Origin of the sequence: Bradyrhizobium sp. BRP20 (assembly GCF_020194215.1) — a bacterium.
Taxonomy (GTDB): domain Bacteria; phylum Pseudomonadota; class Alphaproteobacteria; order Rhizobiales; family Xanthobacteraceae; genus Bradyrhizobium; species Bradyrhizobium yuanmingense.
Window position 1 is genome coordinate 24098 of sequence record NZ_JADYVY010000017.1, and the last position, 24942, is coordinate 49039.

At 60.6% G+C, this 24942-nt stretch carries 31 protein-coding genes; 23 read left to right on the forward strand and 8 right to left on the reverse strand.

What is annotated here, in order from left to right:
• The first annotated feature begins 13 nt into the window (after nucleotides 1-13).
• Nucleotides 14-454 carry a hypothetical protein gene (locus I6F33_RS30325; RefSeq protein ID WP_225144990.1) on the forward strand — a complete coding sequence of 147 codons (441 nt, stop codon included), beginning with the start codon at nucleotides 14-16 and terminating at the stop codon, nucleotides 452-454.
• Nucleotides 455-501: 47 nt separating this feature from the next.
• Here I6F33_RS30325 and I6F33_RS30330 read toward each other — a convergent pair whose 3' ends face one another.
• A complete protein-coding gene (locus tag I6F33_RS30330) occupies nucleotides 502-1260 on the reverse strand; it encodes a bifunctional 2-polyprenyl-6-hydroxyphenol methylase/3-demethylubiquinol 3-O-methyltransferase UbiG (RefSeq protein WP_225145050.1) in 759 nt (252 codons plus the stop codon).
• 419 nt (nucleotides 1261-1679) lie between these two features.
• Between I6F33_RS30330 and I6F33_RS30335 the strand changes: the two genes are divergently transcribed.
• A complete protein-coding gene (locus tag I6F33_RS30335) occupies nucleotides 1680-1919 on the forward strand; it encodes a cold-shock protein (RefSeq protein ID WP_249784675.1) in 240 nt (79 codons plus the stop codon).
• Nucleotides 1920-1950: 31 nt separating this feature from the next.
• Here the strand turns inward: I6F33_RS30335 and I6F33_RS30340 are convergent, their stop codons facing one another.
• Nucleotides 1951-2292 carry a hypothetical protein gene (locus I6F33_RS30340; RefSeq protein ID WP_225144991.1) on the reverse strand — a complete coding sequence of 114 codons (342 nt, stop codon included), beginning with the start codon at nucleotides 2290-2292 and terminating at the stop codon, nucleotides 1951-1953.
• Nucleotides 2293-3012: 720 nt separating this feature from the next.
• Between I6F33_RS30340 and I6F33_RS30345 the strand changes: the two genes are divergently transcribed.
• Nucleotides 3013-3339 carry a DUF736 domain-containing protein gene (locus I6F33_RS30345; RefSeq protein WP_225144992.1) on the forward strand — a complete coding sequence of 109 codons (327 nt, stop codon included), beginning with the start codon at nucleotides 3013-3015 and terminating at the stop codon, nucleotides 3337-3339.
• Nucleotides 3340-3444: 105 nt separating this feature from the next.
• Here I6F33_RS30345 and I6F33_RS30350 read toward each other — a convergent pair whose 3' ends face one another.
• Nucleotides 3445-3864 carry a hypothetical protein gene (locus I6F33_RS30350; RefSeq protein WP_225144993.1) on the reverse strand — a complete coding sequence of 140 codons (420 nt, stop codon included), beginning with the start codon at nucleotides 3862-3864 and terminating at the stop codon, nucleotides 3445-3447.
• A gap of 165 nt (nucleotides 3865-4029) precedes the next feature.
• Nucleotides 4030-4263: a helix-turn-helix domain-containing protein gene (locus I6F33_RS30355; RefSeq protein WP_036046501.1), complete on the reverse strand. Its 234-nt coding sequence runs from the start codon at nucleotides 4261-4263 to the stop codon at nucleotides 4030-4032.
• Nucleotides 4264-4495: 232 nt separating this feature from the next.
• On the opposite strand from I6F33_RS30355, the gene I6F33_RS30360 reads away from it, so the two are divergent.
• From I6F33_RS30360 to I6F33_RS30430, 15 genes are all read left to right on the forward strand, one after another.
• Nucleotides 4496-4759, forward strand: a complete 264-nt coding sequence (locus I6F33_RS30360; RefSeq protein ID WP_225144994.1) for a DUF2285 domain-containing protein — start codon at nucleotides 4496-4498, stop codon at nucleotides 4757-4759.
• 112 nt (nucleotides 4760-4871) lie between these two features.
• On the forward strand, nucleotides 4872-5081 hold the full coding sequence (locus I6F33_RS30365) for a DUF6499 domain-containing protein (protein ID WP_225144995.1): 210 nt from the start codon (nucleotides 4872-4874) through the stop codon (nucleotides 5079-5081).
• Nucleotides 5053-5658 (forward strand): DUF2285 domain-containing protein, encoded by a 606-nt coding sequence (locus tag I6F33_RS30370; protein ID WP_225145051.1) that lies wholly within the window; start codon nucleotides 5053-5055, stop codon nucleotides 5656-5658. The genes I6F33_RS30365 and I6F33_RS30370 overlap by 29 nt, the downstream gene beginning before the upstream one ends.
• Before the next feature lie 200 nt (nucleotides 5659-5858).
• Nucleotides 5859-6110, forward strand: coding sequence for an AlpA family transcriptional regulator (locus I6F33_RS30375; RefSeq protein ID WP_225144996.1), 252 nt, complete (start codon nucleotides 5859-5861; stop codon nucleotides 6108-6110).
• A 13-nt stretch (nucleotides 6111-6123) separates the two neighbouring features.
• Nucleotides 6124-7236, forward strand: a complete 1113-nt coding sequence (locus I6F33_RS30380; RefSeq protein WP_225144997.1) for a replication initiator protein A — start codon at nucleotides 6124-6126, stop codon at nucleotides 7234-7236.
• Complete coding sequence (gene parA / locus I6F33_RS30385; protein WP_225144998.1) at nucleotides 7233-7871, forward strand: ParA family partition ATPase; 639 nt, start codon at nucleotides 7233-7235, stop codon at nucleotides 7869-7871. Before I6F33_RS30380 ends, parA begins: the two co-directional genes overlap by 4 nt.
• Complete coding sequence (locus tag I6F33_RS30390) at nucleotides 7868-8122, forward strand: hypothetical protein (protein WP_225144999.1); 255 nt, start codon at nucleotides 7868-7870, stop codon at nucleotides 8120-8122. The genes parA and I6F33_RS30390 overlap by 4 nt, the downstream gene beginning before the upstream one ends.
• Nucleotides 8119-8637 carry a DUF2840 domain-containing protein gene (locus tag I6F33_RS30395; protein WP_225145000.1) on the forward strand — a complete coding sequence of 173 codons (519 nt, stop codon included), beginning with the start codon at nucleotides 8119-8121 and terminating at the stop codon, nucleotides 8635-8637. Before I6F33_RS30390 ends, I6F33_RS30395 begins: the two co-directional genes overlap by 4 nt.
• Nucleotides 8634-9179: a S26 family signal peptidase gene (locus I6F33_RS30400; RefSeq protein WP_225145001.1), complete on the forward strand. Its 546-nt coding sequence runs from the start codon at nucleotides 8634-8636 to the stop codon at nucleotides 9177-9179. Before I6F33_RS30395 ends, I6F33_RS30400 begins: the two co-directional genes overlap by 4 nt.
• A gap of 34 nt (nucleotides 9180-9213) precedes the next feature.
• Complete coding sequence (locus tag I6F33_RS30405; protein ID WP_225145002.1) at nucleotides 9214-9549, forward strand: DUF736 domain-containing protein; 336 nt, start codon at nucleotides 9214-9216, stop codon at nucleotides 9547-9549.
• A gap of 4 nt (nucleotides 9550-9553) precedes the next feature.
• Nucleotides 9554-10462, forward strand: coding sequence for a lytic transglycosylase domain-containing protein (locus I6F33_RS30410; protein ID WP_225145003.1), 909 nt, complete (start codon nucleotides 9554-9556; stop codon nucleotides 10460-10462).
• A 564-nt stretch (nucleotides 10463-11026) separates the two neighbouring features.
• Nucleotides 11027-12766: a VirD2 family relaxase/mobilization nuclease gene (locus I6F33_RS30415; RefSeq protein WP_225145004.1), complete on the forward strand. Its 1740-nt coding sequence runs from the start codon at nucleotides 11027-11029 to the stop codon at nucleotides 12764-12766.
• A 41-nt stretch (nucleotides 12767-12807) separates the two neighbouring features.
• Nucleotides 12808-14790 (forward strand): conjugal transfer protein TraG, encoded by a 1983-nt coding sequence (locus tag I6F33_RS30420; RefSeq protein WP_225145005.1) that lies wholly within the window; start codon nucleotides 12808-12810, stop codon nucleotides 14788-14790.
• Nucleotides 14791-14797: 7 nt separating this feature from the next.
• Nucleotides 14798-15262, forward strand: a complete 465-nt coding sequence (locus tag I6F33_RS30425; protein WP_225145006.1) for a dolichyl-diphosphooligosaccharide--protein glycosyltransferase subunit 2 — start codon at nucleotides 14798-14800, stop codon at nucleotides 15260-15262.
• Nucleotides 15263-15404: 142 nt separating this feature from the next.
• On the forward strand, nucleotides 15405-15962 hold the full coding sequence (locus I6F33_RS30430) for an NUDIX hydrolase N-terminal domain-containing protein (RefSeq protein ID WP_225145007.1): 558 nt from the start codon (nucleotides 15405-15407) through the stop codon (nucleotides 15960-15962).
• 289 nt (nucleotides 15963-16251) lie between these two features.
• On the opposite strand, the gene I6F33_RS30435 is transcribed toward I6F33_RS30430, so the two are convergent.
• From I6F33_RS30435 to I6F33_RS30450, 4 genes are all read right to left on the reverse strand, one after another.
• Nucleotides 16252-16683, reverse strand: coding sequence for a LysR substrate-binding domain-containing protein (locus I6F33_RS30435; protein WP_225145008.1), 432 nt, complete (start codon nucleotides 16681-16683; stop codon nucleotides 16252-16254).
• Between the two features lie 154 nt (nucleotides 16684-16837).
• On the reverse strand, nucleotides 16838-17254 hold the full coding sequence (locus I6F33_RS30440) for a LysR family transcriptional regulator (RefSeq protein WP_225145009.1): 417 nt from the start codon (nucleotides 17252-17254) through the stop codon (nucleotides 16838-16840).
• Between the two features lie 57 nt (nucleotides 17255-17311).
• On the reverse strand, nucleotides 17312-18085 hold the full coding sequence (locus tag I6F33_RS30445; RefSeq protein WP_225145010.1) for an enoyl-CoA hydratase/isomerase family protein: 774 nt from the start codon (nucleotides 18083-18085) through the stop codon (nucleotides 17312-17314).
• Between the two features lie 14 nt (nucleotides 18086-18099).
• Nucleotides 18100-18846 (reverse strand): FadR/GntR family transcriptional regulator, encoded by a 747-nt coding sequence (locus I6F33_RS30450; protein ID WP_225145011.1) that lies wholly within the window; start codon nucleotides 18844-18846, stop codon nucleotides 18100-18102.
• Nucleotides 18847-18971: 125 nt separating this feature from the next.
• Here I6F33_RS30450 and I6F33_RS30455 point away from each other — a divergent pair, with 125 nt between their 5' ends.
• From I6F33_RS30455 to I6F33_RS30475, 5 genes are read left to right on the forward strand one after another with little or no spacing between them, the layout of a single operon-like run.
• Nucleotides 18972-20099, forward strand: coding sequence for an ABC transporter ATP-binding protein (locus I6F33_RS30455; protein WP_225145012.1), 1128 nt, complete (start codon nucleotides 18972-18974; stop codon nucleotides 20097-20099).
• Nucleotides 20096-21151, forward strand: coding sequence for an ABC transporter substrate-binding protein (locus I6F33_RS30460; protein WP_225145013.1), 1056 nt, complete (start codon nucleotides 20096-20098; stop codon nucleotides 21149-21151). Before I6F33_RS30455 ends, I6F33_RS30460 begins: the two co-directional genes overlap by 4 nt.
• Nucleotides 21152-21194: 43 nt before the next feature.
• On the forward strand, nucleotides 21195-21974 hold the full coding sequence (locus tag I6F33_RS30465; protein ID WP_225145014.1) for an enoyl-CoA hydratase/isomerase family protein: 780 nt from the start codon (nucleotides 21195-21197) through the stop codon (nucleotides 21972-21974).
• A 3-nt stretch (nucleotides 21975-21977) separates the two neighbouring features.
• Nucleotides 21978-24089 carry an acetate--CoA ligase family protein gene (locus tag I6F33_RS30470; RefSeq protein WP_225145015.1) on the forward strand — a complete coding sequence of 704 codons (2112 nt, stop codon included), beginning with the start codon at nucleotides 21978-21980 and terminating at the stop codon, nucleotides 24087-24089.
• Complete coding sequence (locus I6F33_RS30475; RefSeq protein WP_225145016.1) at nucleotides 24086-24928, forward strand: ABC transporter permease; 843 nt, start codon at nucleotides 24086-24088, stop codon at nucleotides 24926-24928. Before I6F33_RS30470 ends, I6F33_RS30475 begins: the two co-directional genes overlap by 4 nt.
• Nucleotides 24929-24942 lie beyond the last annotated feature (14 nt).

The window sequence follows — 24942 nt, forward strand, 5'->3', positions numbered from 1 at the left end:
GGAGACCACCACCATGATCATCTTTGGACCACTGCTTATCCTAGTTGGCATCGGCTTTTTCTGCTGGCTGCTGTTCACGCTCGCTGTCTTCGCACTGCCCTTCTTCGTCGGCCTGACGATCGGCATCTGGGCCTTCCACACCGGCGCCGGGGTGTTCGGCGGCATCGCAGCAGGGCTCGTGGCGGGCGGTGCAACGATTTGCATTGGCCAACTCGCGCTCGCCTTCGTGCCATGGACTTGGCTTCGACTCTTGATCATCCTCATCTATGTCGCGCCTGCTACCTTCGCCGGTTACAGCGCGACGCACGGAATCGTCCAGATGGGGATATCTTCACCCGCGTGGCAGATGGTTTTCGCAGTCGTCGGGGCTGTTGCCGTTAGCATGACGGCCTTGGTTCGCTTCACCGGGATGGCCGCAGACGAACCAGCGAGACAACGCGTGGCGCGGAGCTGACGTCAGCACTGGGGGCGGGCCCGGCAGGAACCCAGTCAGGCCGGATCTCACGACGGCTTCAAAGCTCTACCGGCCATCGATGTGGACGCAGACACAATCAGCATCATGGGGCGCTCCAATTCTTCGGCCAATTGCGGCATCTGCTGGATCTGGTCGCGTGTCGGGGTAAACTCCTCGACCCGTCGAATTTGAAAGCCCGCGCCGATCAGCGCGTTCAGGGTAGTGCCAAGCGTCCTGTGGTATTTCAGAACGCCCTTGGCGAACCAGTCCGTCCGACGTTCACCCTCGACGGAATATCGATTGACCGGCCAGGTTTTGCGGCCCTCCTCATCGGAAATCCAGTGCGCATGTGCCGCTGCCATGAAGATCGGATGCTCAATCGTAAAGACGAAATGCCCATCAGGAACCAGTGCCTTGCGGATCACCTGCACGAGGCGGCCAAAATCCTGAACATAGTGAAAGGTCAGTGCGCTGTAGGCGAGTTCGAAAGCCGTCTCAGGTAGGTCCAGTGTGTCCAGATCGGCGATGCGATACTCGATGGCCGTATCCGCTGTGTCTCTCCTGGCACGCTCGATCATGTTCTGCGACAGATCCAGACCCAGGACCGAGGCCGCGCCCTGCTCGCGCATCCAGCGCGAGGCCCAGCCGAAGCCACATCCCAGATCGACGACACGTTTCCCGCCTAGATCGGGCAGCATAGCTCGGATCGCGGGCCATTCAGGGGCGCCGTCCAGCCCATGTACCTGTCGGGGCAACTGGCTGTAGCCAGCGAAGAAATCGGGATTGTCGTAAATATTCTGCGCCATGTCTGCCTGCTGTTCGGCTTTTCGCTCTGCCCCGGACAGTTCCTGCAGATCCAAGCAGAATTGTCGCAGTCTACGACGCGTCATGATCCTACTCAAATCAGCTGCACAAAAGGCATCTTGAATCGGCGGGCTTCTCGCGCCAAAAACGAAAAACCCCGGCATGAAGGCCGGGGCTCCCGTGATGCCACGGCGTACATCCGGCCGCGACAACCAGGCAACAGTTAGCACGCGGTTTTCGAAGAAAATGTGACCTTCGCGTCCGCGTTCTTGAACGTCGGCCCATTTCAAGGTGCTTGTACGACCAGCACGTCGGGCATTTTATTTCCTCTGTCCAAGACCTGCGACCGCGCGAGACAACGGATCCCTTCAAGCTACGATTCGCGCGGAGACTTGCGACCGGATCGTTGATTGATTTAGATATGAACGTGTTTTTCCTTTTTGGAGCAAATGACGTGGCGTTAGGGACTGTTAAGTGGTTCAACCCGACGAAAGGCTATGGATTCATTGCGCCGGATGATGGTGGCAAAGATGTTTTCGTGCACATCTCGGCTGTGGAGAAGGCGGGCTATACCTCGCTCGTTGAAGGCGCGAAGGTCAGCTACGAGCTGGTGACGAACCGCAGCGGCAAACAAGCCGCAGAAAATCTCCGCCTAGGATGAGGCGAGGCTCGACGTCCTGGCGTTCTTTGAGCTAGTCCGAATCTCGCGCTCTTGAGACATTTGGAACATATCCCAGTTGGCGCTCAAGGGCGGCCAAAGTCGAGCGGGCTGAATCCAAACGTGCGGTCGCCTCGGTTAGGTTGGCCCACGCTTCGTCCTGCCGCGAGACAGCTGCCAAGCCGATCTTGATGCTATTCTTAAGACACCGCGGGTCTTGGCTGCGTAAGGCGCGCCCCAATTCAGGCAGTATCCTGGTCAGCGCTCGATGCGCGGAACGTTCTTTTCGCTCCAGGCCGTCGACCACGGCGAGGGTCTCGCGATAGTACCGTATCGCTTCGATGGTTCTGTCTTCGAGGTTGCTATTGTCGCTCATCCGATTCTCTTCTTCCTTGAGCTGTTAACGGGCATCGTCCTGCACGAGATCCTCCGTGGGCTGCGCGGCTCACATGTCGTGACCTCTGCGCCGTCCGACGAAGGGCCTGGCGACGGCCGATAGCGTCACATTGAAAGGGCGGATCAGGCATCCAGCGTGCTCGCGATTCTTGTCTTTGAGCTACACTCAGAGCGGGCCCAAGCGTCGAGGCTCGACCGATCATCGCAGAGTGGCAGTTTCGTGGCGGTCGTATGCGGCATCGACCAAACGGCGACGGATCACAGATACGGCCAGCCGCTCTCGTCAACGGGGCGTCCAGCCGACCCGCGATCGCGCAAGCGGAGATCCGCCTACCTGCAATAAAGAGAGCTCATCACCATTGGATTCGGTTGCGCCAGTCTTTCAGTAGACTCGCAGATCGTCACGCTCTCCTTGATGTCAGCTCTGTTCGGACCGAGCGCACCGAACGGCCTCTTCGATGGGTGGATCTGGCCGAAGGACGGCTGACGCCTCGACCGCCTATGGCGCAATGGCGCCGATCGACTTTCTTCCCCTGCCGGCTGCGCCGTCATTCCTCGCGAAACAAGAAAGTCGCCTGGCTGCCATCCTCCGCTGACGCTTCGGCCCCTTCGGGGTGCGCCGTCGATCGCCTCCGGCCTGTCGATCACCATCGAGGCCGCAAGGTGCGGGCTCGGAGAACAGAGATCAAGGAGAACTACCATGGCGACCATCGGCACCTTCAAGAAGACCGGCAACAACGAGTTCAACGGCGAAATCGTTACCCTCTCGCTGCAGGCGAGGAACGTCCGCATCGTCCCCGAAAGCAGCCGCTCGGGCGACAACGCCCCCAGCCACCGGATCTATGTCGGCCGGGTTGAGATCGGGGCCGCCTGGTCCAAGCGCTCCAACGAGGGCCGCGACTATCTCGGCCTCAAGCTCGACGACCCGAGCTTCACCGCACCGATCTTCGCCAACCTCTTCGCCGATGAAGAGGGCGAGGGCTTCAGCCTGATCTGGTCTCGTCCCAACCGTCGGAACGGCGACTGATCCGATCCGCAATGCCTCGCCCGGCTTGGCCCGGGCGGGGCATCGCTAAGCTCAAGAAGCCGTGCAGAGTTCCGCAGTCAGGCACAGGTGGCGGATCGATTCCGATCAGCGACGGCGAACCTGACGGGCCTTGATTGGCCGTCTCTGATCGGCCTCCGATATCGTTTCGACGATGTCTCCCCAGTCGGGGCAGATTGCGATGAGACGATCCAGAACCGTAGGATCGCGCTCGATCTGCCCGAGCGCCTGAGCACGCCATTGGTCGTTGAAGCTGATGCTCATCAACCCCACACATTCGACAACCGTACTGTCAGGCGGCAAGTGTTCCAAGATTGCCGTCACTATGCCGGTCCATTGTTGAAGTAGGCGCCAGTGCTCAGCCGCGGGTCCGCTCTCCAACCTTTCTTGAAGGAGATCAATCAGCAAGAGGAAGCGAATTCGCCAAGTTTGGGGCCTGAGGTCCGCGACGTAAGCGTCCACGACTTTGCGGATGTCGGCTGGCAAGTGCTCGTACAGGGTGGTCATAAGGCTCACTCTATCTCGCTCAGCACGCCCTTCCGCCCCTGGACTGGTATGCGCGTTTTTGAGACAGACCAGATTTACGCAAAGTTGCCTATCAACTTGTGCGTGAGGTAATGCCCAGTTGATACATAACGTGACAAGGCTGCGATGGAGCACAAGTTTGTTGCCTCATCGAGCGCGATGAGGATGAACCGCCGTTCGTTTGATCAGATCGGTTGCTTCGACCCCTAGCGCCTCCGCGATTCGGCCGAGCACGGTTACGCTGGCCGACACATCGGCGCGTTCAATTGCGCCGACGTAACGGACACTTAGTCCGGCGCCATCGGCCAACTCTTCCTGCGTCATCTCCTTCTTATGGCGTATCCGACGCAAATTGATCGCCATGACCTCCTTGAGATCCATGGCGACAAGGGAACTCACATCGGAACGATCGTTCCAGGAACGATCGTTCCGATTCGTACCGAGCCGTGCTATTCATATCGTCTGGCTTGGGCCGAGTTTGCCGCTTGCGGGGAGCGCCGCGATGCGATTTGCGCATCACGGCACAAATCGCGTGCGACGATTTCCCAGCTTGCAAAGTTCTGGAGCTTTAGATGAATTCTAACCGCTGCATCGATGCTGAGGGGCAATTGCAATGAACGACGCGCCATTTCAGGACCAGCCGCCAATAACTGATCGCGTCAACGCCTACGACGAGAAACATCTTGCCATCTACGTTCGGTTGTTGATGGCCGAAGAGGAGGGCGCTGACTGGCGTGAGGTGGTCAGTGTGATCTTCGGCCTCGATCCCGCGCGCGAACCGGATCGTGCCAGACTCGTCCATAACAGCCACCTCGCCCGTGCGCGATGGATGTCGAAAGCCGGTTATCAGGACCTTTTGGAGCCGCGGATGCAGTGAACTGCGCCCACGTAACGCAAATTGCGATCTCGCGTGATGCAACCTAAGGGTCTAGTCTCTCGTGCCGTCTTTTCGGATCGTAGCATGGGGCACAGAGACGAGAAGACAGACCATGCCGACCCAGTACTGGCGCTCGCCGGAGACCATCGAACGCCTCAATCGCCTTGAGCGCCCGGGTTTTGCCCTTGAATTCCTTCGCCGCAACGCTGACTACCGCCGCGACTTCGCCCGTACTGAGCGCCAGATCGCGCGCGACGGCGCTGATCCCGAAGCTGTCCGAACCAGTTTCGCACATCGATGGAGGTTGCGGTGTCGCCCATGATCCCGCTTCTCCGGTTGGGCCCGAGACAGCCATTTGGCTGCCCGAGGCATCACCGGGAACATTAATCCTGACGCCTGCGCCGCCGGACTTCGAGACCGTCCATTCGATTGATCGCAATGCTTTCGGACTGCCGCTCGTCGAGCGGACAGATGCTGACGGTCGCGAGCTGGTGATTGCGGACGCGTCGGGTGAACTCCATGTCCATTTGCGCGACGAGCAGGCCGCGCGCCGCCCTGCGGTGCTTGTGCCGCTCGACAGTATGGGCGAACTGCGCGCCGACGTGGCGCTACACTTCGCCCGCCGCCTTGCCGGCCAGCGCACAGGTCTTCTGCCGGCGGCGCTGCGGCTGACGTCGTTTCAGAAACGGCGACTGACACAGCTTCTTCACGCCTTCGACGTCCACGACCTGGGCGGCGGTCCGCGAGACGTGGCGGCGAAGGTGCTGGCCTCCGATCACGCCCAGCGTCGTTCGGTCGAGTGGAAGGATTCGCATGCCCGCCGCAAGGCGAACCGGCTCATTCACGATTCGATCGCCCTGGTCGAGCGCGACTATCTGAGACTCCTGCGCGGCCTCTGATCGGCCCGATCCCTCAAAGCCATCCATCCCTGAGTTAATCCGCGCCTCGTGGCAATGCCTGGCTTCGCCCGGTTGCGACGATGGGGGGACACAAACGTACGTCAATTTTCGTCCACCCCCAACGCCTGAACTCTCCGCCACTCTGGCCCGGACACGCCGCGACTTGGCCGCGGCGCTTCGAGGCAAGACGGAGATCTCCCATGCTCGATAGGCTCGCGCAACTCGCCACCCGCTACGTGCGCACCCCCGAGGCCGCGCGCCTGCTCGGCATCTCGCCGCGCACGCTGGAAAAATATCGCTGCCATGGCAATGGCCCGACTTTTCGTAAGCTCGGCGGCCGCGTCGTCTACGCCGTCGGCGATCTCGAAGCCTGGGCCGATCAGGCCGCCTGCAGCTCAACGTCGGATCCTCGCTATCTCGAGGCCCGCGCCGCCGGCAACGCGCATCGCTAAGGCAACGCCTGCCATGTCGCGTCGCCTCATCACATCAAGCGAGCGAAGCAAGCTCGACCCATTCGTTGTCGCCACCGGCGATGCCAGCCCGCGCGATCAGCGCGACCTGATGGAGCGCCCGTTCTTTTCGCTCGCCAAGGCCAAGCGGACGACGCCGATCCTTTACCAGGCCGGCGACATCTGCGTCGAGGTTTATGCGGTTCCCGAGCACGGGATGGCGACCATTTGGGATGCCGACGTGCTGATTTGGGCGGCCAGCCAGATTGTCGAGGCTGAGAACGTTGGCCTGAAGACTTCACGTTTCCTGCGCTTCACACCGTACCAGCTTCTAACCGCCGTCGGCCGACAGACCGGAGCCCGCGACTACAAGCTCTTGAAGGGAGCACTGACACGCCTGCAGGCGACCGTGATCCGCACCAGCATCCGCCAGGGCGAGCATTGGCGGCGCCACCAGTTCTCCTGGATCAACGAATGGGAGGAATGCACGCGGCGTGACGGCCGCGTCGAAGGCATGGAATTTGTCCTCCCCGACTGGTTCTATCGCGGCGTCATCGATCGCTCGCTCGTTCTCACGATCGATCCGGCCTACTTCAGCCTGACCGGCGGGATCGAGCGCTGGCTCTCCCGCGTCGCGCGCAAGCACGCCGGCCGCCAGCCAAGAGGATGGCTGTTCGAGGTCGCACACCTCCATGCAAAGTCGGGCAGTCTGGCGCGTGTCTCTGATTTTGCGCTGCAGATCCGGCGCATCGCCGCGCGTCAGCCGCTTCCCGGCTACCGCTTGCGCATCGAGCGTGAAGCGCGTCGCGAATTGCTGCGCATTGTTCCGGCCAAACTATCCACTGCCCCTGTGGACGGCGCTGTGGAAGCGCTCGGGACTTCGCACGCAAACCATATCGGGATTCCGCACGCAGCCCTATCGGGACTTCGCACGCGTGAACCGCAACTAACGCTTTGGCCGGAAACCGCGATTCCCGGTCTTAACTTAGAGTCTAACTTAGAATCTAACTGTTGTAGTGGGCCCGCGCGTCTTGCGGATAAAGACGACGCTCGTGCTGAGCCACCAACCAAGCACCCAAGCCAATCATCTCTGCCGCTTCCAGGTCGCAAGACGGGAGGCAAGCGATGATCGTCGCCGTACTCAACCAGAAAGGCGGTGTCGGCAAGACCACGCTCGCCCTGCACCTCGCCGGTGAATGGGCGCTGCGCGGAAAACGGGTGACGCTGATCGATGCTGACCCCCAGGGTTCGGCATTGGACTGGTCGCAGCAGCGCGCGAGGGAGAACGTCGCACGGTTGTTCGGCGTCGTTGGTCTCGCACGCGATACGCTCCACCGCGAGGCGCCGGAGATCGCACGCACCGCCGATCATGTCGTCATTGACGGGCCGCCGCGCGTCGCTGGATTGATGCGTTCGGCGCTGCTGGCGGCGGATCTGGTCCTGATCCCCGTGCAGCCGTCGCCATTCGACGGCTGGGCGTCGGCCGAGATGCTCGCTCTGCTGCGAGAGGCCCGCATCTACCGGCCACAGCTCGCCGCTCGCTTTGTGCTCAACCGCTGCGGTGCGCGCACGATCATCGCCCGCGAGACGGCTGAAACGCTCGCCGATCACGATCCGCCGGTGCTCGCCAGCACGGTCGGCCAACGCGTCGTCTTCGCTGACGCCGCGCAGTCCGGTCGGCTCGTCTTCGAGTTTGTCGAGCAGAGCGCTGCTGCCCGCGAGATCACAGCTCTCGCTGCCGAAGTCGCGAGGTTCGCGCCATGAGCGAGCGTTCCACCAAGCGCGGCTTTGCCTCGCGTCCAGGCGATGCCGAGAGTTGGATCAAGTCCAGCGACGCACCGCCACGCCGCGTGGACGACGCGGCCGCATTCACCGCGCGCCTGACCATCGACGTCACGCCGGCGCTTCGCGGCCGCATCAAGGTCGCCGCGTTCCAGCGCGGCGTGACCGTCGCCGACATGCTCCGCGAATTGCTCGCGCGAGAGTTCCCCACTGACGCCGGAGAGCCGTCATGAATGACAATGAGGCCCTGTCGCCGCGCGCCGTGCCGTCGTCGCATCGACAGGGTGTCGCGCTGACCCATGTCGAGCTAACCTGGATCGAGAAGCGGATCGAGCACTGGCTGCGCTTTGGCCGTCGCACTGAAGAGAGGATCCTTGACCGCCGCCGCAGCCTGTCGAGCTTTACGCCGGGCAGCATCTTCGGCTTCGTCCGCTGGGCCTCGAACGACTATGGCACCGTGGTGTCGCGCATGGACATCGTGCGCGCCGTGGAAGCGGGCCAGCGCTATCAGACGCTGCCGTTCGTCCGCCCCGGCGGCGAAATCCTGCTGCGTGTCGATAGCTGGCCGAAGGTCGAGCGCGTGTTGCAGGCCGTCGACGCCATTGAGGCGCTCTCCATCGATCCGGCTGACGCTGCGCCGGAATATTGGCGGCATCTCCACAACCGTCTCGCTGCCGACCATGTGCCGCGCGCCTACACGCGCGAGCAGCATGTCGCCTGGCTCAAGCGTCGGAGCGTCACGCCATGACCCGCTTCGGCTATCTCATGTTGACCTACATTGCGGCCCTGGTCGCTGGCGCCCTGGTGCTCGTTCATCCTGCGCCGCGGCTGATCTGGAACGCCACCGCGAGCACGCCAATAGGGCTCTACGTGTTACATCCGCTTGGAGAGCTGCACGACTTGGAACTGGTCGCGGTACGACTACCGGAGCCGATCGCGAGCTTCCTTGCCGATGGCGGCTTTCTTCCAAAAGGTCTGCCGCTGCTGAAGCGGGTGATGGCGCTGCCCGGGCAGACTGTTTGCCGGTCAGGCGACACCGTTTCCGTCGATCATGTCGATGCCGGTACCGCGCACGATCGCGATCATCGCGGCCGTCCGCTGCCGCGTTGGAGCGGTTGCCATACCCTCGAGCCGGGCGAGGTCTTCCTCATGAACCCGACCGTCCCCGACAGCCTGGACGGCCGCTATTTCGGCGCGCTCCCCGTCACCTCGATTGTCGCTCGTGCGGTCCCGCTTTGGACCGACGAAGCCGCCGACGGCCGCTTCGTCTGGCGTGCAGCCACCCATTGACCCGTTTCCAACCGAGCAACCCAGGAGCTTTCCCATGGCACAAATCGGCCAGTTCACCCGCGACAAGTCCGGCTTCACCGGACGCGTTGAAACGCTGTTCTTCGAGCGGATTCTCACCCTCGTCCCGGCCGAATCCTCCGATGCCGAGAACGCGCCGGACTACCGTGTCCGCCTCGGCGATGCCGACGGCCCGGAGATCGGGGCAGGCTGGAAGCGTACCGGCGAGAAGGCCGGCGAATACGTTTCGCTCGTCATCGACGATCCGACGCTTCCGCGGCCGATCCGAGCAAATCTCTTTCAATCGACCGACGACAAGTCGGCTTGGACGCTGAACTGGAATCGTCTGCCCCAGCGCGCCGAGCGGGACTGATTGCATGCAGGGTCCCGTCACGCGTGCCGGCAACCAGGCGCATCAACGGTCCACCTCCTTGTTCGGGGGAAAGCCGTCTCATCCCTCGGGTTCGCGCAACGGTCGGGCGGCTGCCGCGCACAGCGGCGGTCAAACCGGCGGTCCGTGCGCACCACCGGTAGGCAGCACGACGCCTCGCCATGATGGCGGAGCCACGGCGGGCTTTGCCGTTCTACTCCTTACCGGCCTGCTGGTGATTAGCGGGACAACGGCAGCAGTCTCCGGGCAGAGAGCGCCGGCGCAAAGTCAACCGGCGAGCGATCACTACGCAGCTCATGTGGCGGAGGCCGCGCAGCGCTTTGGCATTCCGGCAGCATGGATACGCGCCGTCATGCGGGTCGAGAGCAACGGCGATCGGCGTGCCGTCTCACCGAAAGGTGCACTCGGCCTGATGCAACTCATGCCCAAGACCTGGACGGACATGCGAGTCCGCTACGGTCTCGGACGCGATCCCTTCGATCCCCGTGACAATATCCTCGCCGGCGCCGCCTTCCTTCGCGAACTGCACGACCGCTACGGCTCGCCGGGCTTTCTCGCGGCCTATAATGCAGGTCCCGGCCGCTATGAGGAGTTTCGCGATAAACGCCGTCCACTGCCCGCGGAGACGACAGCCTATGTCGCAGCCATCGTCCCTTTTGTCGATGCGGAGGGGGCGCCAGGGCCTCTTCTCCTCGCGGCCTCTTCTCGTTCATCCTGGACGCGGGCGCCGCTGTTTTTCGACCACGTTGACGGTCCGTCGTCTGCCGCCCCGGCAGCATTCGATCGGCCAGCGCTCGACAGATCGGCTGCCGTTCCCGTGCACGATCTCTCTGCGATAGCGCCGCAGTCGGAGGGCCTGTTCGTCGCGCTTTCGGCCACGGGGCGATCGCAATGACTGCACGGCATCTTCAACGTCAATGCGCGGATCGCGGTACGTCTGCACGCACCCTTGTCGCGGCGGCTGCACATCGGGCAGCTCGTGATATCAGCCGTCAGTTTCCAGGTTCGCTGGCGCCCCGTGACGGACATTCGGTTTGCATTCGAAACGCTGCAACACAGTCATACGGGCGATGCCTTCGGCCCGCGCTCTACTCGTCGCTTCGCTCCTCACCGAGCCACCCTACGGGTGTCTCGGCCCTTCGGGTAACGATCGCTATCGCAAACGCTCGGTCAACTGCCAAGTCGCGGCGGATCTTTTCCAATGAATCGGCCACCAGCCAACGTGTTCGGGCGGGCGCTATTGAAGGATCTACCGCAATGACCCGAACCTGTCGCAAATCGCCGCAAGTACCGACCGGACGATGGCGAGATAAAAGGCCGCAATGTGCGGCTCGGTTGGTTGGTTGTTGTTGCTTTCTTTTTTTGCTGATCCGGCAATGTGCGGCTTCGGCGCGCAATGTGCGACCCACCATCAACTCATTGTACGGATTCTCGATTTCGCACATTGCCGAGGCTGGCCATGGCTGAAGAGAACGAATTTCAGCCTCGGCCCGGCCGCATCCGCTCCTCGCGGGCCCAGCGGGCAAAACCTTTCATCGCCCAGGCGCTCGCTGCCGCTCAGCGCGCCGGCGGCGGCATTTCGCGAACTGGCCATCTCGTCAGCCACCGTCATTCGCGCTTCGGCCGCGGCCGGGTCGCCAGCGAACGGGCAAACCGGCTGCTCACCGGCCGTTCGCGGCTGGTGACGATCAAGACCCGCGTTGTCCGGCATAGAGCGAGATCGGCGCCGCTCGCCGCCCATCTCAGCTACCTCCGGCGTGAGGGCGTGACCCGGGACGGGGAGAAGGCCCACCTGTTCGGCCCCGACACCGAGGATGCCGATCCCAAGGCCTTTGCCGAACGCTGTCAGAATGACCGCCACCATTTCCGCTTCATCGTCTCGCCCGAAGACGCAGCCGATATGGCCAACCTCAAAGGTTTCGCCCGCGATTTGATTGGCCGGATGGAGACGGACCTCGGCACCAAGCTCGACTGGGTGGGTGTCGACCACTGGAACACCCAGCACCCCCACGTCCACATCATCGTGCGGGGGGTCGCCGATGATGGTCAGGACCTCGTCATTTCTCGCGACTACATCAAGGAGGGTATGCGAGCCCGTGCCCAGGACCTGGTCACACAGGAGCTTGGACTACGCTCCGATCTCGACATCCACCGCTCGCTCGAGCGCCAGGTCGAAGCCGAGCACTGGACCCAGCTCGACCGCCAGCTTGTCCGGGATGCAGACCGGCATGGTGTCATCGAGCTTGCTCCCGAGCCGGGGCGGCAGCCCGATCAGTTCCATGCGTTGAAGGTGGGCCGGCTGCGGCGCTTGGAGAGCCTTGGCCTAGCTCATCAACTCGGGCCCGGCCAATGGTCCATGGACGAAGCCGCCGAGACGACGTTGCGCGAGCTCGGCGAGCGCGGCGACATCATCAAGCGCATCCACCGCAGCTTGAGCGAACGCGGCATTGAGCGTGGGAGCGCCAACTATGTGCTGGCAGGCGAAAGCCTCGACGTTCCTGTCATCGGCCGCCTCGTCGATCGCGGCCTTGACGACGAGCTCAAGGGAACCGCCTATGCCGTGGTCGACGGCGTCGATGGCCGCACCCACCACATCAGGCTGCCCGATCTCGACGCCGCCGGTGACAGCGCACCGGGCTCGATCGTCGAGCTCCGCAAATTCGATGACGCGAGAAGGCAACGGCGCGTGGCATTGGCGGTGCGCTCCGATCTCTCGATCGAAGCGCAGGTGAGGGCGAGCGGCGCGACGTGGCTCGACCGGCAGGCGGTCGCCCGCGATCCGGTGCCGCTTGGCCAGGTCGGCTTCGGCGCCGAGGTCCGCAGCGCCATGCAGCAGCGGGCCGAGCAGCTCATCGAACAGGGGCTCGCTGAGCGCCAGGCGCATGGGCTGGTGTTCGAGAAGAATCTCATCGGCACGCTGCGGCGCCGAGAATTGGAGGATCTCGGCAAGCAGCTCGCCGCCGAGACCGGCCAGCCACTCAACCCGTCGGCTGGTGGCGAGTATGTGGCGGGCACCTATCGGCGGCGCTTCGCGCTCGCTTCCGGCCGCTTCGCCATGATCGACGATGGTCTCGGCTTCCAACTCGTGCCCTGGACGCCCTCGCTCGAAAAGCAGCTCGGCCGGCATGTCTCCGGCGTCGCTCGCGCGGATGGCGGCATCGATTGGGGTTTTGCGCGCAACCGGGGGCTCGGCTTGTGAGCGATCCTTCCAGTCACCGACGTCAGGAGAGGGCCGCCGCCATGTCCGCGACCAAGATTCTCTGGGGGCAGGTCATCACGGTCTTCGCAATCGTCGTGCTGATGATCTGGGCCGCGACGGAGTGGACGGCCTGGCGGCTTGGCTTCCAGCCCCAGCTCGGGCAGCCCTGGTTCGAACTGCTCCATTTTCCGTTCTATCTCCCGCCGGCCTTCTTCTGGTGGTGGTACGCTTACGATGCCTATGCGCCCTCAATCTTCACCGAGGGCGCCTACATCGCGGCATCCGGCGGCATCATCGCCGCAGCCGTTGCGATCGGCATGTCGGTCTGGCGCGCTCGTGAAGCGAAGAATGCTGAGACCTACGGGTCTGCGCGCTGGGCTGAGGCAAAGGAGATCGAGCAGGCTGGCCTGCTCGGCCCCGACGGCGTCGTGCTCGGCCTATTTGAGCGCACCTATCTTCGCCATGATGGGCCGGAGCATGTCCTGTGCTTTGCTCCCACAAGATCGGGCAAGGGCGTCGGCCTGGTCATCCCGTCCCTCCTGACTTGGCCGGGCTCGGCGATCGTTCACGACATCAAAGGCGAGAACTGGCAGCTCACTGCCGGCTTCCGCGGCCAGCACGGTCGCGTCCTTCTGTTCGATCCGACCAATGCAAAGTCGTCGGCCTATAACCCGTTGCTCGAGGTCCGCCGCGGCGAGTGGGAGGTGCGCGACGTCCAGAATATCGCCGACATCCTGGTCGACCCCGAGGGTAGTCTCGAGAAGCGGAACCATTGGGAGAAGACAAGTCACGCCCTGCTCGTCGGTGCCATTCTCCACGTGCTCTACGCGGAGGAAGACAAGACGCTTGCCGGTGTTGCTGCGTTCCTGTCCGATCCAAAGCGGCCGATCGAGACGACGCTTGCCGCAATGATGCGGACCGCGCATCTCGGTGAGGCCGGTGTCCATCCCGTTGTCGCGTCCGCCGCGCGCGAGCTGCTGAATAAGTCCGGCAACGAACGCTCCGGTGTCTTGAGCACCGCGATGTCGTTTCTGGGCCTCTACCGCGATCCGGTGGTGGCGGAGGTGACGCGACGTTGCGACTGGCGGATCACCGACATCGTCGGCGGAGAGCGAGCGACCACACTTTACCTTGTCGTGCCGCCATCGGATATCAACCGCACCAAGCCGCTGATCCGCCTGATCCTCAATCAGATCGGCCGTCGCTTGACCGAGGATCTGCAGGCTAAGGGGGGCCGGCGCCGGCTCCTCTTGATGCTCGACGAGTTTCCGGCGCTCGGCCGGCTCGACTTCTTCGAGTCAGCGTTGGCCTTCATGGCGGGTTACGGCATCAAGAGCTTCTTGATCGCCCAGTCCCTGAACCAGATCGAGAAAGCCTATGGGCCCAACAACTCCATTCTCGACAACTGTCACGTCCGGGTCAGCTTCGCGACCAACGACGAACGGACTGCGAAGCGGGTGAGCGACGCCCTCGGCATGGCGACCGAGATGAAAGCGATGAAGAACTATGCCGGCAGCCGGCTGGCGCCCTGGCTCGGTCATCTGATGGTGTCGCGGTCAGAGACCGCCCGTCCGCTGCTGACGCCCGGCGAGATGATGCAGTTGCCACCATCCGATGAGATCGTGATGATGTCGGGCCTCCATCCGATCCGCGCCAGGAAGGCGCGCTATTACGAGGACGGGCGCTTGCAGGAGCGCATCCTGGCGCCGCCGGCGCTGACCAAGGCCAAGAACAGGCGGCCAGACGATTGGAGCTCGCGGCCTCTGCCGCCGCGCCCAATGGCATTGCAGGCATCGACCGACGACCCGACGGATGACGAAGACCCCAAGACCGCGGATCGGCGGCGGCATCCGGAATTGGATTGCGATACCGCGGAAAAGAAGGAACCGCTCGACAACGAGTTCGCGTCTGACGTGGCCGACGAGTTCGATGAAGATCCCCCGCGGATCAGGCGCATGAACGACATGATGCGGGGCGTCGCGCGCCAAGCCTCGCTCGATCCTGGCGATGATCTCGGATTGTGAGGCAAGCATGACCGCAGCGAAGAAGAAGGCGCAGATGTCGGTCTATCTCGATCCTGATGTCATGAAGGCGCTGTCGGCCTATGCCGCCCGGCGCGAGCAATCGCTCTCGCTCATCGCCGAAGCCGCCATTGCGTCCTTCCTGTCGCCAGATGCTGACGAGCGGCGGGAGGCCGCAGTTACCAAGCGCCTCGACCAAATCGATCGCCGGGTCGCGCGTCTTGAGCGGGATGTCGGGATTTCGGTCGAGACCGTCGCTCTCTTCATCCGCTTTTGGCTTGCGACAACACCGCCACTCCCCGAACCGGCTGCAAAAGCGGCCAAGGCGCAGGGGGGCGCGCGGTGGGACAATTTCGTTGCGGTGCTCGGCCGCCGGCTCAGTCAAGGGCCGAAGCTGCGGCAGGAGATCCCGGATGACATGGATGGCATTCAGCCCTCTGCTCGTCATGAACGAGCAGAGTCAGACGGCAAATAAGAATTCAAGTAGCGCCAGCTATGCTCTAATCCATTCGCTCGCGGATTGTTGAGTGCTTGCTCGTACTGATCCACGTCCTGGGCCATACTAGATTATGGACTTGGGGACCGTCGCACAGATAGTCACTCAGCAGAGGTCTGAAATGGAACCCCAATGGCTTACCTACGCAAAACGTCTCCAGGCGATTGCTTCGACTGGTCTGCATTTCTCAAAGGACCCATACGATCGGGAACGGTTCGACGAAATCGCCACCATCGCCAATGAGATGCTGGCGACTCTTGGTCATGTTCCGATCGAAAGGATCGAAGCTCTCGTTTCCGACTTCGCTCGCGGTTACGCCACACCCAGGGTCGACGTGCGAGGAGCAATCATTGAGGATGATGCGATCTTGCTTGTGCGTGAGCGAAGCGACAGCCGCTGGACGCTCCCAGGCGGCTTCGCCGACGTCGGACGATCTGTTGCGCAGAACATCGAGAAAGAGATGCTCGAAGAAGCTGGCTTGCGATTTACTGCACGGCGTCTTTACGCCGTTCGATACAAGGCGAGCGGTTCTTATTCGGCAGATGTCCGGGATTTCTACAAGATGTTCTCCTTTGCGATCGCGTCGGCTGCGGCGAACCTGCCTCTGGTGGAGAGACGAGCGAAGTGGGGTTCTTCCGGCGCAATGAACTGCCACCCCTATCACATGCAAGGGTGCTAGAAAGCGATATCGAAGCTGCATTTGCGTTCTCGGCCGATGCGCATAGGCCTGCCGTGTTTGACTGATGAGCGGCTCGTGTATGCCAAGTAGCCGATTTACAGCTCCTGCATCTTCTGTTGGACAACGGTAAACCGGATTAACTGAAACTCTTGCCGTCGCACCCGAAAACCTGCCGAGCAATTGACCCCTTCTCTGGGTCGGCCTCATCTACCCTGCAGCGGAAAGGAAACAGGGCGCGCACTTTTCCATCCGGCTAATAGCTCGTCTGGTAAGGCTCGGCGGATGCTGATCAGCCTATCCCAGTAGCAGCGGAAAGATCCGGATAGCGTTCACGAAGCAGATCAAGAAATGGCCGCAGCGATGGATCGCTGTTGGCATGCCGCCAGTACGCGCGGAAGCTCATTCGTGTCGGACCGTCGGCATCGCGAACCTCTCGGAAGGAAGCACCTGGATAAGCAGCGCCGGTCGCACCTTCAAGGGCCAGCAAGACACCCCAGCCTGCGCCGACCAAGGTGAGCAGTCGCTCGAGCGCCACATCATGGCGAAGCACTGGACATGGATCGGAGCCTCCCATTTTGCTGACAAGCAGCTTGTGGAATTCCGGTCCCGGGCCATGCTGTGACAACAAGAGCGTCTCGCCCCTCAACTCGCTCCAATGAACTACTTTGCGGGCCGTCAGCGGCTGGTCTTCGGGGAGAGCGAGGACGACGCTCCAGACCAATAAGGACTTGTCGTTCCACTTTGGATTCGGTTCCGCTACGAAGCGATATCAATGGTCGAACTGATGAGATCGGAGATCAGTTGGTCTCTCGCTCCATCGACGAGATGCGTATCGACATCGGGAAGCGGCGTCGATGGTCGAGGAGAGTAGCCCGCTAATTGCCGGCGGAGATAGAAGCGTGGATGCCAATGATCAATCGACCGCATTCGCCGCGCGATTGGATCTTGAGTTGAGCCGTCAGTGCTTCCGTATCGCCCACGATGCGCCGGGCAGCATCGAGGAATTCTTGACCGTCCATGGTTGGTCGCGTGCCACCGCTAATGCTCTCGAAGAGCTTGCTGCCTAACGTGTGTTCGAGACTTCGCAGGCAGCGACTGAGCGTTGATTGCCTAATTCTGAGCGTCTCTGCCGCCTGACGAAGGCTCCGATCCTGGAATGCGGCGGTCGCCCAGCGCAGGTCTCGAAATTCGGTCGAACCGTTATGGCTGTCTGCGTACAGATCGATACATTTTACGAATTGTGCGCGTCTTGCCTCCGCAATTAACGCGAAGCACATCGCAGGCACGACCATTGCGAGCCCAGCACGATGTGCTGGGCTCGCAGTCGAGCCGGCGCAGCGAATCACCATTCAATTTCCGACAAATTTCGGCGGCCGGCTTACTGTGAACGCCTGGGCCCCTTCAGACGCATCTTGTGTGCTCATAAGGAACCGATTGAACATCTGCTCTATCCGGAGCCCCGTTGCCAAGTCGACGTCCCTGCTCCGAAGGGCAAGTTCCTTTGACGCCTGCACAGCGAGCGGCGCGTTGCGAGCAATCCGATGTGCATATTCCAGCGCTGCAGGCATCAATTCATCGGGCGCAACAACCTTGTTGATGATTCCCCAACCTCTCGCCGTCTCTGCATCAACATCGTCGCCGGTCAGGAGTAGTTCCATCGCGAGCGGATACGGCAAATTCATCAACGTCCGTTGTGTGCCGCCATTGCCTGCGATGATCCCTCTCTTGATCTCTGGTAAGCCGAAGCGTGCGTGAGAGGCGGCAATGCGAATGTCGGTTGCAAAAAGGAGCGTCATTCCACCTCCCAAGCACCACCCATTCACGGCTGCGATGATCGGTTTCCAAACCTCCAACCCTCGATTGAGAAGCTGCTCCGTTTGTGTCAGCCACATTTCGCTTGCGCTTGGCGGGTTCGGTATGAACTCCTTCAGATCTGCGCCTGCGCAGAATGATTTTGTGCCTGCACCAGTGACGATGGCCGCACGAATATTTGCGTTGTCCCGCACCTCTATCCACGCCGCGGAAAGCGATTGATAATGCTCTTGATTCAGCGCGTTGAGGCGATCGGGACGGTTGATGGTTACCGTCGCTATCCCATCGTCGATGGTAAGATCAATGCTCATGTCTAGCCTTCTGTCTAGTCTTCGAGTGAGATGTTGGCTGGCGCATGAGGCGCGATCTGCTTCGAATAGGCGACCACATGTCGTTCCATACGCCTGCGTGCGGCCGCTGCGTCTTGGCGCAAGATTGCATCCATTACGCGCCGATGCGCTTTGGCCACCGCGACCCGCGATTCAGCCGTATTGAATTCATCGATGTCGGTTGCTGCGTGCATGACGTCTGAAATCGCGAGCATGAATCCGATCAACAGGTCGTTGTGGCTCGCCTGCATTACAGCTAAGTGCCACTTTGTGTTGGCCTTGAGATACCGGCTTACATCATCCAAGGATGACTCCAATTCCAGGCATGCGCGCTCCATACGCTCAAGGTCGTCATCGGTACGGTGGATCGCTGCTAGGCTCGCGCCGTTTGGTTCGAGCGCTTCTCGAGTTTCAATAATCGCTTGAAAGGGGAGCCGGCGGCCGCGAATCAGGAGTTGAATCGGGCGGGTCATGATCGCCGGCCCAGGCTTCTGCACAACGGCCCCGCCGTTTCGCCCGGGTCGCGTCGTGATGAGATCGTCTGCTTCTAGCAGGCTAAGCGCCTCGCGAACCGAGGTGCGACTAATCCCAGTCTTTTCTACAAGCTCGCGCTCGGAAGGAAGAGGGTCACCCTCTCGCAGTTCGTCATTCAAGATTTTCTCGCGCAACATGGCTGCGAGGACGCCGGACTTCTTCGGCGTCTGAATGACATCGATGTCCAGGGTGGGCTTATCTGGCTTCATTGCGGTCTTACCTCGCGTCGAACAATTGGTCCAACAATTTGCTTGACGGACCGTTACCATAGGTCCTACATTTAGGCCAGAGAAATTCGATTGGTTTATTGGCATCACCTGAATCGCCGAGTTCGATGACGATGTACGCAGAACGATCAGGGACGAACGATCGCGGCAGGCTTGAGATTCGCGACGTGAGCAAGCGCTTCGGTAATCTAGAAGTCGTGCGTTCGACGTCACTCTCGATTGAGCCGGGGCAGTTCGTGACTTTGCTTGGACCGAGCGGCTCAGGAAAAACTACCCTGCTCAAAATGATTGCGGGATTCGAACAACCCTCTACAGGGGCAATACTGATAGGTAACCGCGAGGTCACAGGTCTAGCCCCGCAAAAGCGCAACGTCGGTTTCGTATTCCAGCAATACGCGCTGTTCCCGCACCTTACAGTCGCTGGCAATCTGGCCTACCCACTTCAAATGCGCGGGATGCGAAAGCGCGAGATTGAAGTCGCGGTTAAAGAAGCGCTTGAGATGGTGCGGCTCTCGCACTTGGCAACTCGACGACCTTCGGATCTCTCCGGTGGTCAACAACAGCGCGTCGCGCTTGCTCGGGCCGTGATATTCCGTCCGCCGGTGCTGCTGATGGACGAGTCGCTTGCGGCGCTTGATAAGCGGCTACGTGAGGAAATGCAGCTTGAGATCCGCAATCTTCAACGCGAGCTGAAGATTACCACGATCGCTGTCACTCACGACCAAACCGAAGCACTCGTGATGTCGGACGTGATCGTCGTTATTAACGATGGGGTAGTTCAACAGACTGGCAATCCCGCGGACCTCTACTACCGACCCCAAAATGAATTTGTTGCGGGCTTCCTCGGTGAATCCAACGTCCTCAAAGGGCGCGTCGAAGTGGATGCGGGCCGAGCTGAGCTGGTGTTGGGCTCAGGACTGCGAGTCCAGATGGATGAGCCCTCCTCAGTTAGCTCGGGTGCATCTGTCACCTGCCTCGTTCGCCCTGAGGCCATCGACCTATTCCCGCCTACAGCAGATGCATCTCGTGAACTGCGAGGCCGAGTCCTTCAGCGCATCTTCTGCGGCGACACGTTCCGAGTGACTCTGCAATTGTCGGACGGCACCCGTCTTTTATCGAAGCCGATCGGCGGCAATTCTCGATGGCTGCCCGAGCCGGGCGAAGACGCTCGAGTTTCCTGGCATCCCTCCGAGTTAGTGCTCATCTCCCCAGTGCCGAAAGGAAGCCACCCATGACAATCGAAAGCCGCATGACCACGCGCCGTCGCTTCGTTGCCACGATGGCGACCGCTTCCGCCGCGCTAGCTCTTCCTGCGATACGGGCGCGCGCGCAGAGCAGCAAGGAGCTTGTCTTTGCAGGCTTCGGTGGCGCTTATCAAGAAGGGCAAGTCAAGGCGCTGTTCGAGCCATTTGAGAAGGAGACCGGCATCCGTATCGTTGCGACAACAGGCGTTGAACTAGCGCGCCTGAAAGCGCAGGTGGGCTCCCGCAATGTCGAATGGGATCTGATCTCGCTGCCAGATCGCCTGCGCTACACGGCTCTGCTCGATGGGCTTCTTGAGAAGTTGGACTACAGCAGATTTTCAGCCGCGGATCTGCTTCCCCAGACGGTGACCGACTACTGCTGTGGCTGCGTCACGTTCGCTGCGCAACTTGCCTACAATAGTGAGGTATTCAGCGCTCAGTCCGTCCCTACTACGTGGAGTGACGTGTGGGACACGGACAAGTTCAAGGGGCGCCGCGGCATGCTCTCTTCGGTCACTTATTTACTGGAGTTCGCACTCCTGGCGGACGGCGTTCCGAAAGAAAAGCTCTATCCGCTCGACGTCGAAAGAGCTCTCAAAAGCTTGGAAAAATTTAAGCGAACCGCCGTCTGGTGGACCCAGTTCCCACAGGTCGAGCAGATGCTTCTTTCGCGCGAGATTGTAATGACGCCATGGACCCGAGGTGTCACATCCCAACTCGCGGGCAAGCCTATTCGCGTTTCGTACGAAGGGGCCGCAATCTCATACGAGGGCTGGGTCATTCCAAAAGGATCGAAGAACTACGACCAGGCGATGCGCTTTATCGAGTTCGCGATTCGCCCCGACCGTCAGGCTGAGCTCACAAAGTACATCGCATACGGACCAACAAATCGTAAGGCGCTTCCACTAGTAGCGCCTTCGATCCTCGATTTGCTGCCGTCCGCACCGAAAAACTTTGAAGCGGGATTCCTCTTTAACGGTGAGTGGTGGGGGCCGAACCTGGCTCGTGTCACGGAGCAGTTTAACGAATGGCGACTGAGCTAATCGACTTAGGGGCCGCGAAACCTTAAAGGCAATGAGTGATTCTATGGAAAAGGTCGTCTTCGAACGTCGTGGTCAAGTGGCCATCCTAACCATCAACCGCCCGGCTGCAATGAATGCCTATGATGCAGAGGTGGTCGCCTCCATGGGCGAATACTTTGGTGAATTCGATCGAGACCCAGAACTGAAAGTGTGTATCCTCACCGGTGCCGGAGAAAAGTCCTTTTGTGCTGGCGCTGATCTGAAAAGCCTGCACGGGGCAAATTTTGGCGGTGGCGTCGCGGAACTTTGGGACGATGATCGATCGTATCGGCTCGGACAGGCCATCCAAGTTCGCAAGCCGGTAATTGCTGCCATTAACGGGTATTGTCTGGCTGGCGGCCTCGAGCTCGCATTGGCGTGCGATCTACGCATTGCCTCGACACAGGCGTCATTCGGGTGTCCCGAAGTGAAGCGAGCTGTCCTGCATGGGTATGGGGCAATGAGACTCGTGCAGACGATTCCGTTCGCCGTCGCGATGGAAATGTTGCTCACAGGCAAGCACATTAATGCGCAGCGCGCATATGAAACCGGGCTCATTAGCCAAGTTGTTGCGCCTGACGAGCTATTGCCGACAGCTTTGCAGCTCGCCGGGTCTATCGCCGAGAATGCTCCGATGGCGGTCAAGATCACCAAGGAACTTGGCTGGCGAGGTTTGCACGAACATCCGCAAGAATTTATGCGCTTTGTTGCCGCCGGATTGGCATTGATGCATGCGAGTGAAGACGCCAAGGAGGGCCCTCTCGCCTTTGCCGAAAAGCGTCAGCCCGTTTGGAAGGGGCGCTGACACATGAGCGCTCCGGTTGAATCGTTGGCCGACAGTTTTCTGCGGCCGCGCTCCATCGCGATGATTGGCGCTACTGCGGCCGTACACAAAGCTGGCGGACGGCGCTGGCGGAGTGCCCTGACTGCACGCGGCGACCGAGCTATCTACCCGATTCATCCCTCCGCCGATCAACTCGATGGAAAGCGCGCTTACCGAACTCTAAAGGAACTGCCGGATGCGGTAGATCTGGCGGTCGTGATGGTGCCGTCTGAATTCGTGGCCAACGTCGTCGGCGAATGTGCGGCCGCGAATGCGAAGGCCGTCATCGTTGTCTCGGCTGGTTTCGGCGAGACCGGTGAGGCGGGGCGCGTCGCAGAGCGTGAGATGGTAGCCACCCTGCGCGATCGCGGTATCCGCATGCTGGGACCCAACAGTGCTGGCGTTTTTAGCGCTGCTGGCGGGGTGAACACGCTCGGTTGGGAGATTCCAAGCGGTCATATCGGTCTGATTACCCAAAGCGGGAATATTGCGCTCAGCTTTACGCGCTATGCGCACGCGCGTCAGGTCGGCTTCTCCAGCATTCTTGCCGTGGGGAATAGCGCTGATCTCACCATCTCAGAGCTGGTTGAGGTTCTGTTGTTGGACGACGAGACGAATGTCATCTTGATCTATTGTGAAGGCTTCGCGCCCAATGACGGGCGCAGGTTGATAGACGTTCTGTCGCGTTCGGCAATCCGAAAGCCGGTTGTTATTCTCAAACCTGGCGGATCGGAAGAGGGGCGCCGGGCAGTCCAGTCTCACACCGGATCGCTGGCCGGTGATGACATCATTGCTGACTCCGCCCTCCGCGCGGCCGGGGTGTATCGAGCCCAAGAAATCGATGAGGCGTTTGATGTCGCCCTGGCTTTCTCAATTGGGAAGAGGCTTCGAAGCAACGCGGTTGCGATCCTGTCTGATGGCGGCGGCCATGCGACCATGGTGGCCGATACTGCTGGGCGCCTAGGGCTTACGCTTGCTAGCTTTTCGCCTAGCACCCATGAAAAGCTGAAGACTCTGTTGCCGGTGCGCAGCGGCATCGGAAATCCAGTCGACTTCGCTGGCGTGGCTGAATCGAACCCCGAAAGCATCCCAGGGGTGCTGCAAGCATGTCTCGAAGATCCGGCTGTGAGTGGTGTCATCTTTGCCGGTCACTTCGGCGGCTACCACTTGATGGCGCCTGGTGGCGAATTGTTGAGCGGAGTGAAGTCTGCTGAATCGGCTGCAGCTGAGCGCATTGGTCAGCTTGCCACTGCCTCGGGTAAACCCGTATTGATCCACAGCGATCATGCAGACAGCCATCCGAGTACTTTGCGCCCCCTGCATCTTGCAGGCGTACCTGTCTATGGAAAGCTTGAGTCTTCGGCAAAAGGCATGGCTGCATTGATGCAGCGCAAAACCTTGTCGGCTCTTGTTGAGGTGCAAGCGCATGCTGATGCCCATGAAGACGTCGTGGACGCGGTGCTGCTTGAAGATGAATGCCGTCGGATCCTGAGCGAAGCAGGCATAGCAATGCCGCCCTCGGTTGTACGCAGCTCTGCAGAAGCACGCCAAGTGATGTCAAAGGCTGGTGTGCCAGTGGCAATGAAATTAGTGTCGTCGCGAGCAATTCATAAGTCGGATGTTGGTGGAGTATTGCTTAGTATAGCTACCGATGAAGACGCAGCGGTAGCGTATACGAAACTCGAAGGTATCGCGGCCCGGCTGGGGGAGGAGAATCCCAAGGCCTTAGTCACTCCTATGATAGGGAAGGGGATCGAATGCTTTATCGGGGCGAAGATCGACCCGCAGTTCGGGCCCGCAATCTTCTTCGGTGCGGGCGGCGTGTGGATCGAAATCATGAAGGATGTGAATTGCAGGCTAGCGCCTATGACCGCCGTGGAATCGGCCGCAATCGTAAACGCGTCCCGCATCTCGCCCCTCTTGTCCGGCTTCCGAGGTGGCGACAAAGTGGCGCAACAAGCGCTCGTGGAGCTAATTGAGAAGGTGTCTCGATTCTGCTGGGATCGAAGAAATGATCTGATTGAGCTCGACCTCAACCCTGTCATCGTGAATTCGGAGGGGGCACACATCGTCGACGCGCGTATGGTGACTGCATGAGCCGCTATCTCGGCAGCTACGGTGCCACTGCCGCGCTGATGGCTCTTCCAGCAGCATTCCTTGGCGTGTTCTTCCTGCTCCCGATTGCTGGAAGTATCGCCCAAAGTGTCGGATCGACGGCTCTCGATTTTTCGCATTACCGTCGTCTAGTGGAAGTTCCTCTATACCGTTCGGTATTTCTGAGAACATTCGAGGTGGCGCTCATCGTTTGTGCGATTTGTCTGATCGTCGGATACCTGTGTGCGTACTTCATCGCCTCACTGGACTCGAAGTGGCGCACGATTGCGATCGGCCTGATCTCATTTCCGTTCATGTTGTCTGTCTTGGTGAGGAACTATGTGTGGATGCTCATCCTGCAGGATACAGGATTGATCAACCGGCTCCTGGTAGATAGCGGTTTGATTTTTCAACCACTTGAGCTCATGTACAACCGCTTTGCGGTGGTTGTCGCGATGGTGAACATGCTCTTGCCGTATGCCATATTGCCTATCTTGAGCTCGCTCTTGGCAATACCGCGGGAACTGAAAACAGCTTCTTCTAGCCTGGGCGCGAGCGAAATGCGGACCTTCATTCGCGTGACGCTGCCGCTCACTGTTCCGGGCGCCGCGGTGGCCGTGCTTCTGACGTTCATCATGGGCCTAGGTTTCTACATCACGCCTGCAATGCTCGGTGGGACACGGGAGATGATGGTAGCAAACCTCATCGCATTCAACGTCAAGGAAGTGCTGAATTGGTCGCTTGCATTTGCATTGTCGACGAGCCTACTCGCCTCGACGCTGATTCTATACATGATCTATCGCGCGCTCTTACCCGAAGCGACAGTGTTGAAGGCAGTCTGAATACCACGGTTTCG

Coding starts and splice junctions, on each gene's coding strand:
- I6F33_RS30415 (WP_225145004.1), top strand. CDS start 11,027: ATGGCTGAAGAGAACGAATTTCAGCCTCGGCCCGGCCGCATCCGCTCC.
- I6F33_RS30365 (WP_225144995.1), top strand. CDS start 4,872: ATGCCGACCCAGTACTGGCGCTCGCCGGAGACCATCGAACGCCTCAAT.
- I6F33_RS30355 (WP_036046501.1), bottom strand. CDS start 4,263: ATGGATCTCAAGGAGGTCATGGCGATCAATTTGCGTCGGATACGCCAT.
- I6F33_RS30475 (WP_225145016.1), top strand. CDS start 24,086: ATGAGCCGCTATCTCGGCAGCTACGGTGCCACTGCCGCGCTGATGGCT.
- I6F33_RS30455 (WP_225145012.1), top strand. CDS start 18,972: ATGACGATGTACGCAGAACGATCAGGGACGAACGATCGCGGCAGGCTT.
- I6F33_RS30410 (WP_225145003.1), top strand. CDS start 9,554: ATGCAGGGTCCCGTCACGCGTGCCGGCAACCAGGCGCATCAACGGTCC.
- I6F33_RS30360 (WP_225144994.1), top strand. CDS start 4,496: ATGAACGACGCGCCATTTCAGGACCAGCCGCCAATAACTGATCGCGTC.
- I6F33_RS30335 (WP_249784675.1), top strand. CDS start 1,680: ATGAACGTGTTTTTCCTTTTTGGAGCAAATGACGTGGCGTTAGGGACT.
- I6F33_RS30420 (WP_225145005.1), top strand. CDS start 12,808: ATGTCCGCGACCAAGATTCTCTGGGGGCAGGTCATCACGGTCTTCGCA.
- I6F33_RS30330 (WP_225145050.1), bottom strand. CDS start 1,260: ATGGCGCAGAATATTTACGACAATCCCGATTTCTTCGCTGGCTACAGC.
- I6F33_RS30340 (WP_225144991.1), bottom strand. CDS start 2,292: ATGAGCGACAATAGCAACCTCGAAGACAGAACCATCGAAGCGATACGG.
- I6F33_RS30440 (WP_225145009.1), bottom strand. CDS start 17,254: ATGGTCGTGCCTGCGATGTGCTTCGCGTTAATTGCGGAGGCAAGACGC.
- I6F33_RS30450 (WP_225145011.1), bottom strand. CDS start 18,846: ATGAAGCCAGATAAGCCCACCCTGGACATCGATGTCATTCAGACGCCG.
- I6F33_RS30460 (WP_225145013.1), top strand. CDS start 20,096: ATGACAATCGAAAGCCGCATGACCACGCGCCGTCGCTTCGTTGCCACG.
- I6F33_RS30445 (WP_225145010.1), bottom strand. CDS start 18,085: ATGAGCATTGATCTTACCATCGACGATGGGATAGCGACGGTAACCATC.
- I6F33_RS30325 (WP_225144990.1), top strand. CDS start 14: ATGATCATCTTTGGACCACTGCTTATCCTAGTTGGCATCGGCTTTTTC.
- I6F33_RS30465 (WP_225145014.1), top strand. CDS start 21,195: ATGGAAAAGGTCGTCTTCGAACGTCGTGGTCAAGTGGCCATCCTAACC.
- I6F33_RS30345 (WP_225144992.1), top strand. CDS start 3,013: ATGGCGACCATCGGCACCTTCAAGAAGACCGGCAACAACGAGTTCAAC.
- I6F33_RS30470 (WP_225145015.1), top strand. CDS start 21,978: ATGAGCGCTCCGGTTGAATCGTTGGCCGACAGTTTTCTGCGGCCGCGC.
- I6F33_RS30380 (WP_225144997.1), top strand. CDS start 6,124: ATGTCGCGTCGCCTCATCACATCAAGCGAGCGAAGCAAGCTCGACCCA.
- I6F33_RS30350 (WP_225144993.1), bottom strand. CDS start 3,864: ATGACCACCCTGTACGAGCACTTGCCAGCCGACATCCGCAAAGTCGTG.
- I6F33_RS30430 (WP_225145007.1), top strand. CDS start 15,405: ATGGAACCCCAATGGCTTACCTACGCAAAACGTCTCCAGGCGATTGCT.
- parA (WP_225144998.1), top strand. CDS start 7,233: ATGATCGTCGCCGTACTCAACCAGAAAGGCGGTGTCGGCAAGACCACG.
- I6F33_RS30425 (WP_225145006.1), top strand. CDS start 14,798: ATGACCGCAGCGAAGAAGAAGGCGCAGATGTCGGTCTATCTCGATCCT.
- I6F33_RS30390 (WP_225144999.1), top strand. CDS start 7,868: ATGAGCGAGCGTTCCACCAAGCGCGGCTTTGCCTCGCGTCCAGGCGAT.
- I6F33_RS30375 (WP_225144996.1), top strand. CDS start 5,859: ATGCTCGATAGGCTCGCGCAACTCGCCACCCGCTACGTGCGCACCCCC.
- I6F33_RS30395 (WP_225145000.1), top strand. CDS start 8,119: ATGAATGACAATGAGGCCCTGTCGCCGCGCGCCGTGCCGTCGTCGCAT.
- I6F33_RS30400 (WP_225145001.1), top strand. CDS start 8,634: ATGACCCGCTTCGGCTATCTCATGTTGACCTACATTGCGGCCCTGGTC.
- I6F33_RS30405 (WP_225145002.1), top strand. CDS start 9,214: ATGGCACAAATCGGCCAGTTCACCCGCGACAAGTCCGGCTTCACCGGA.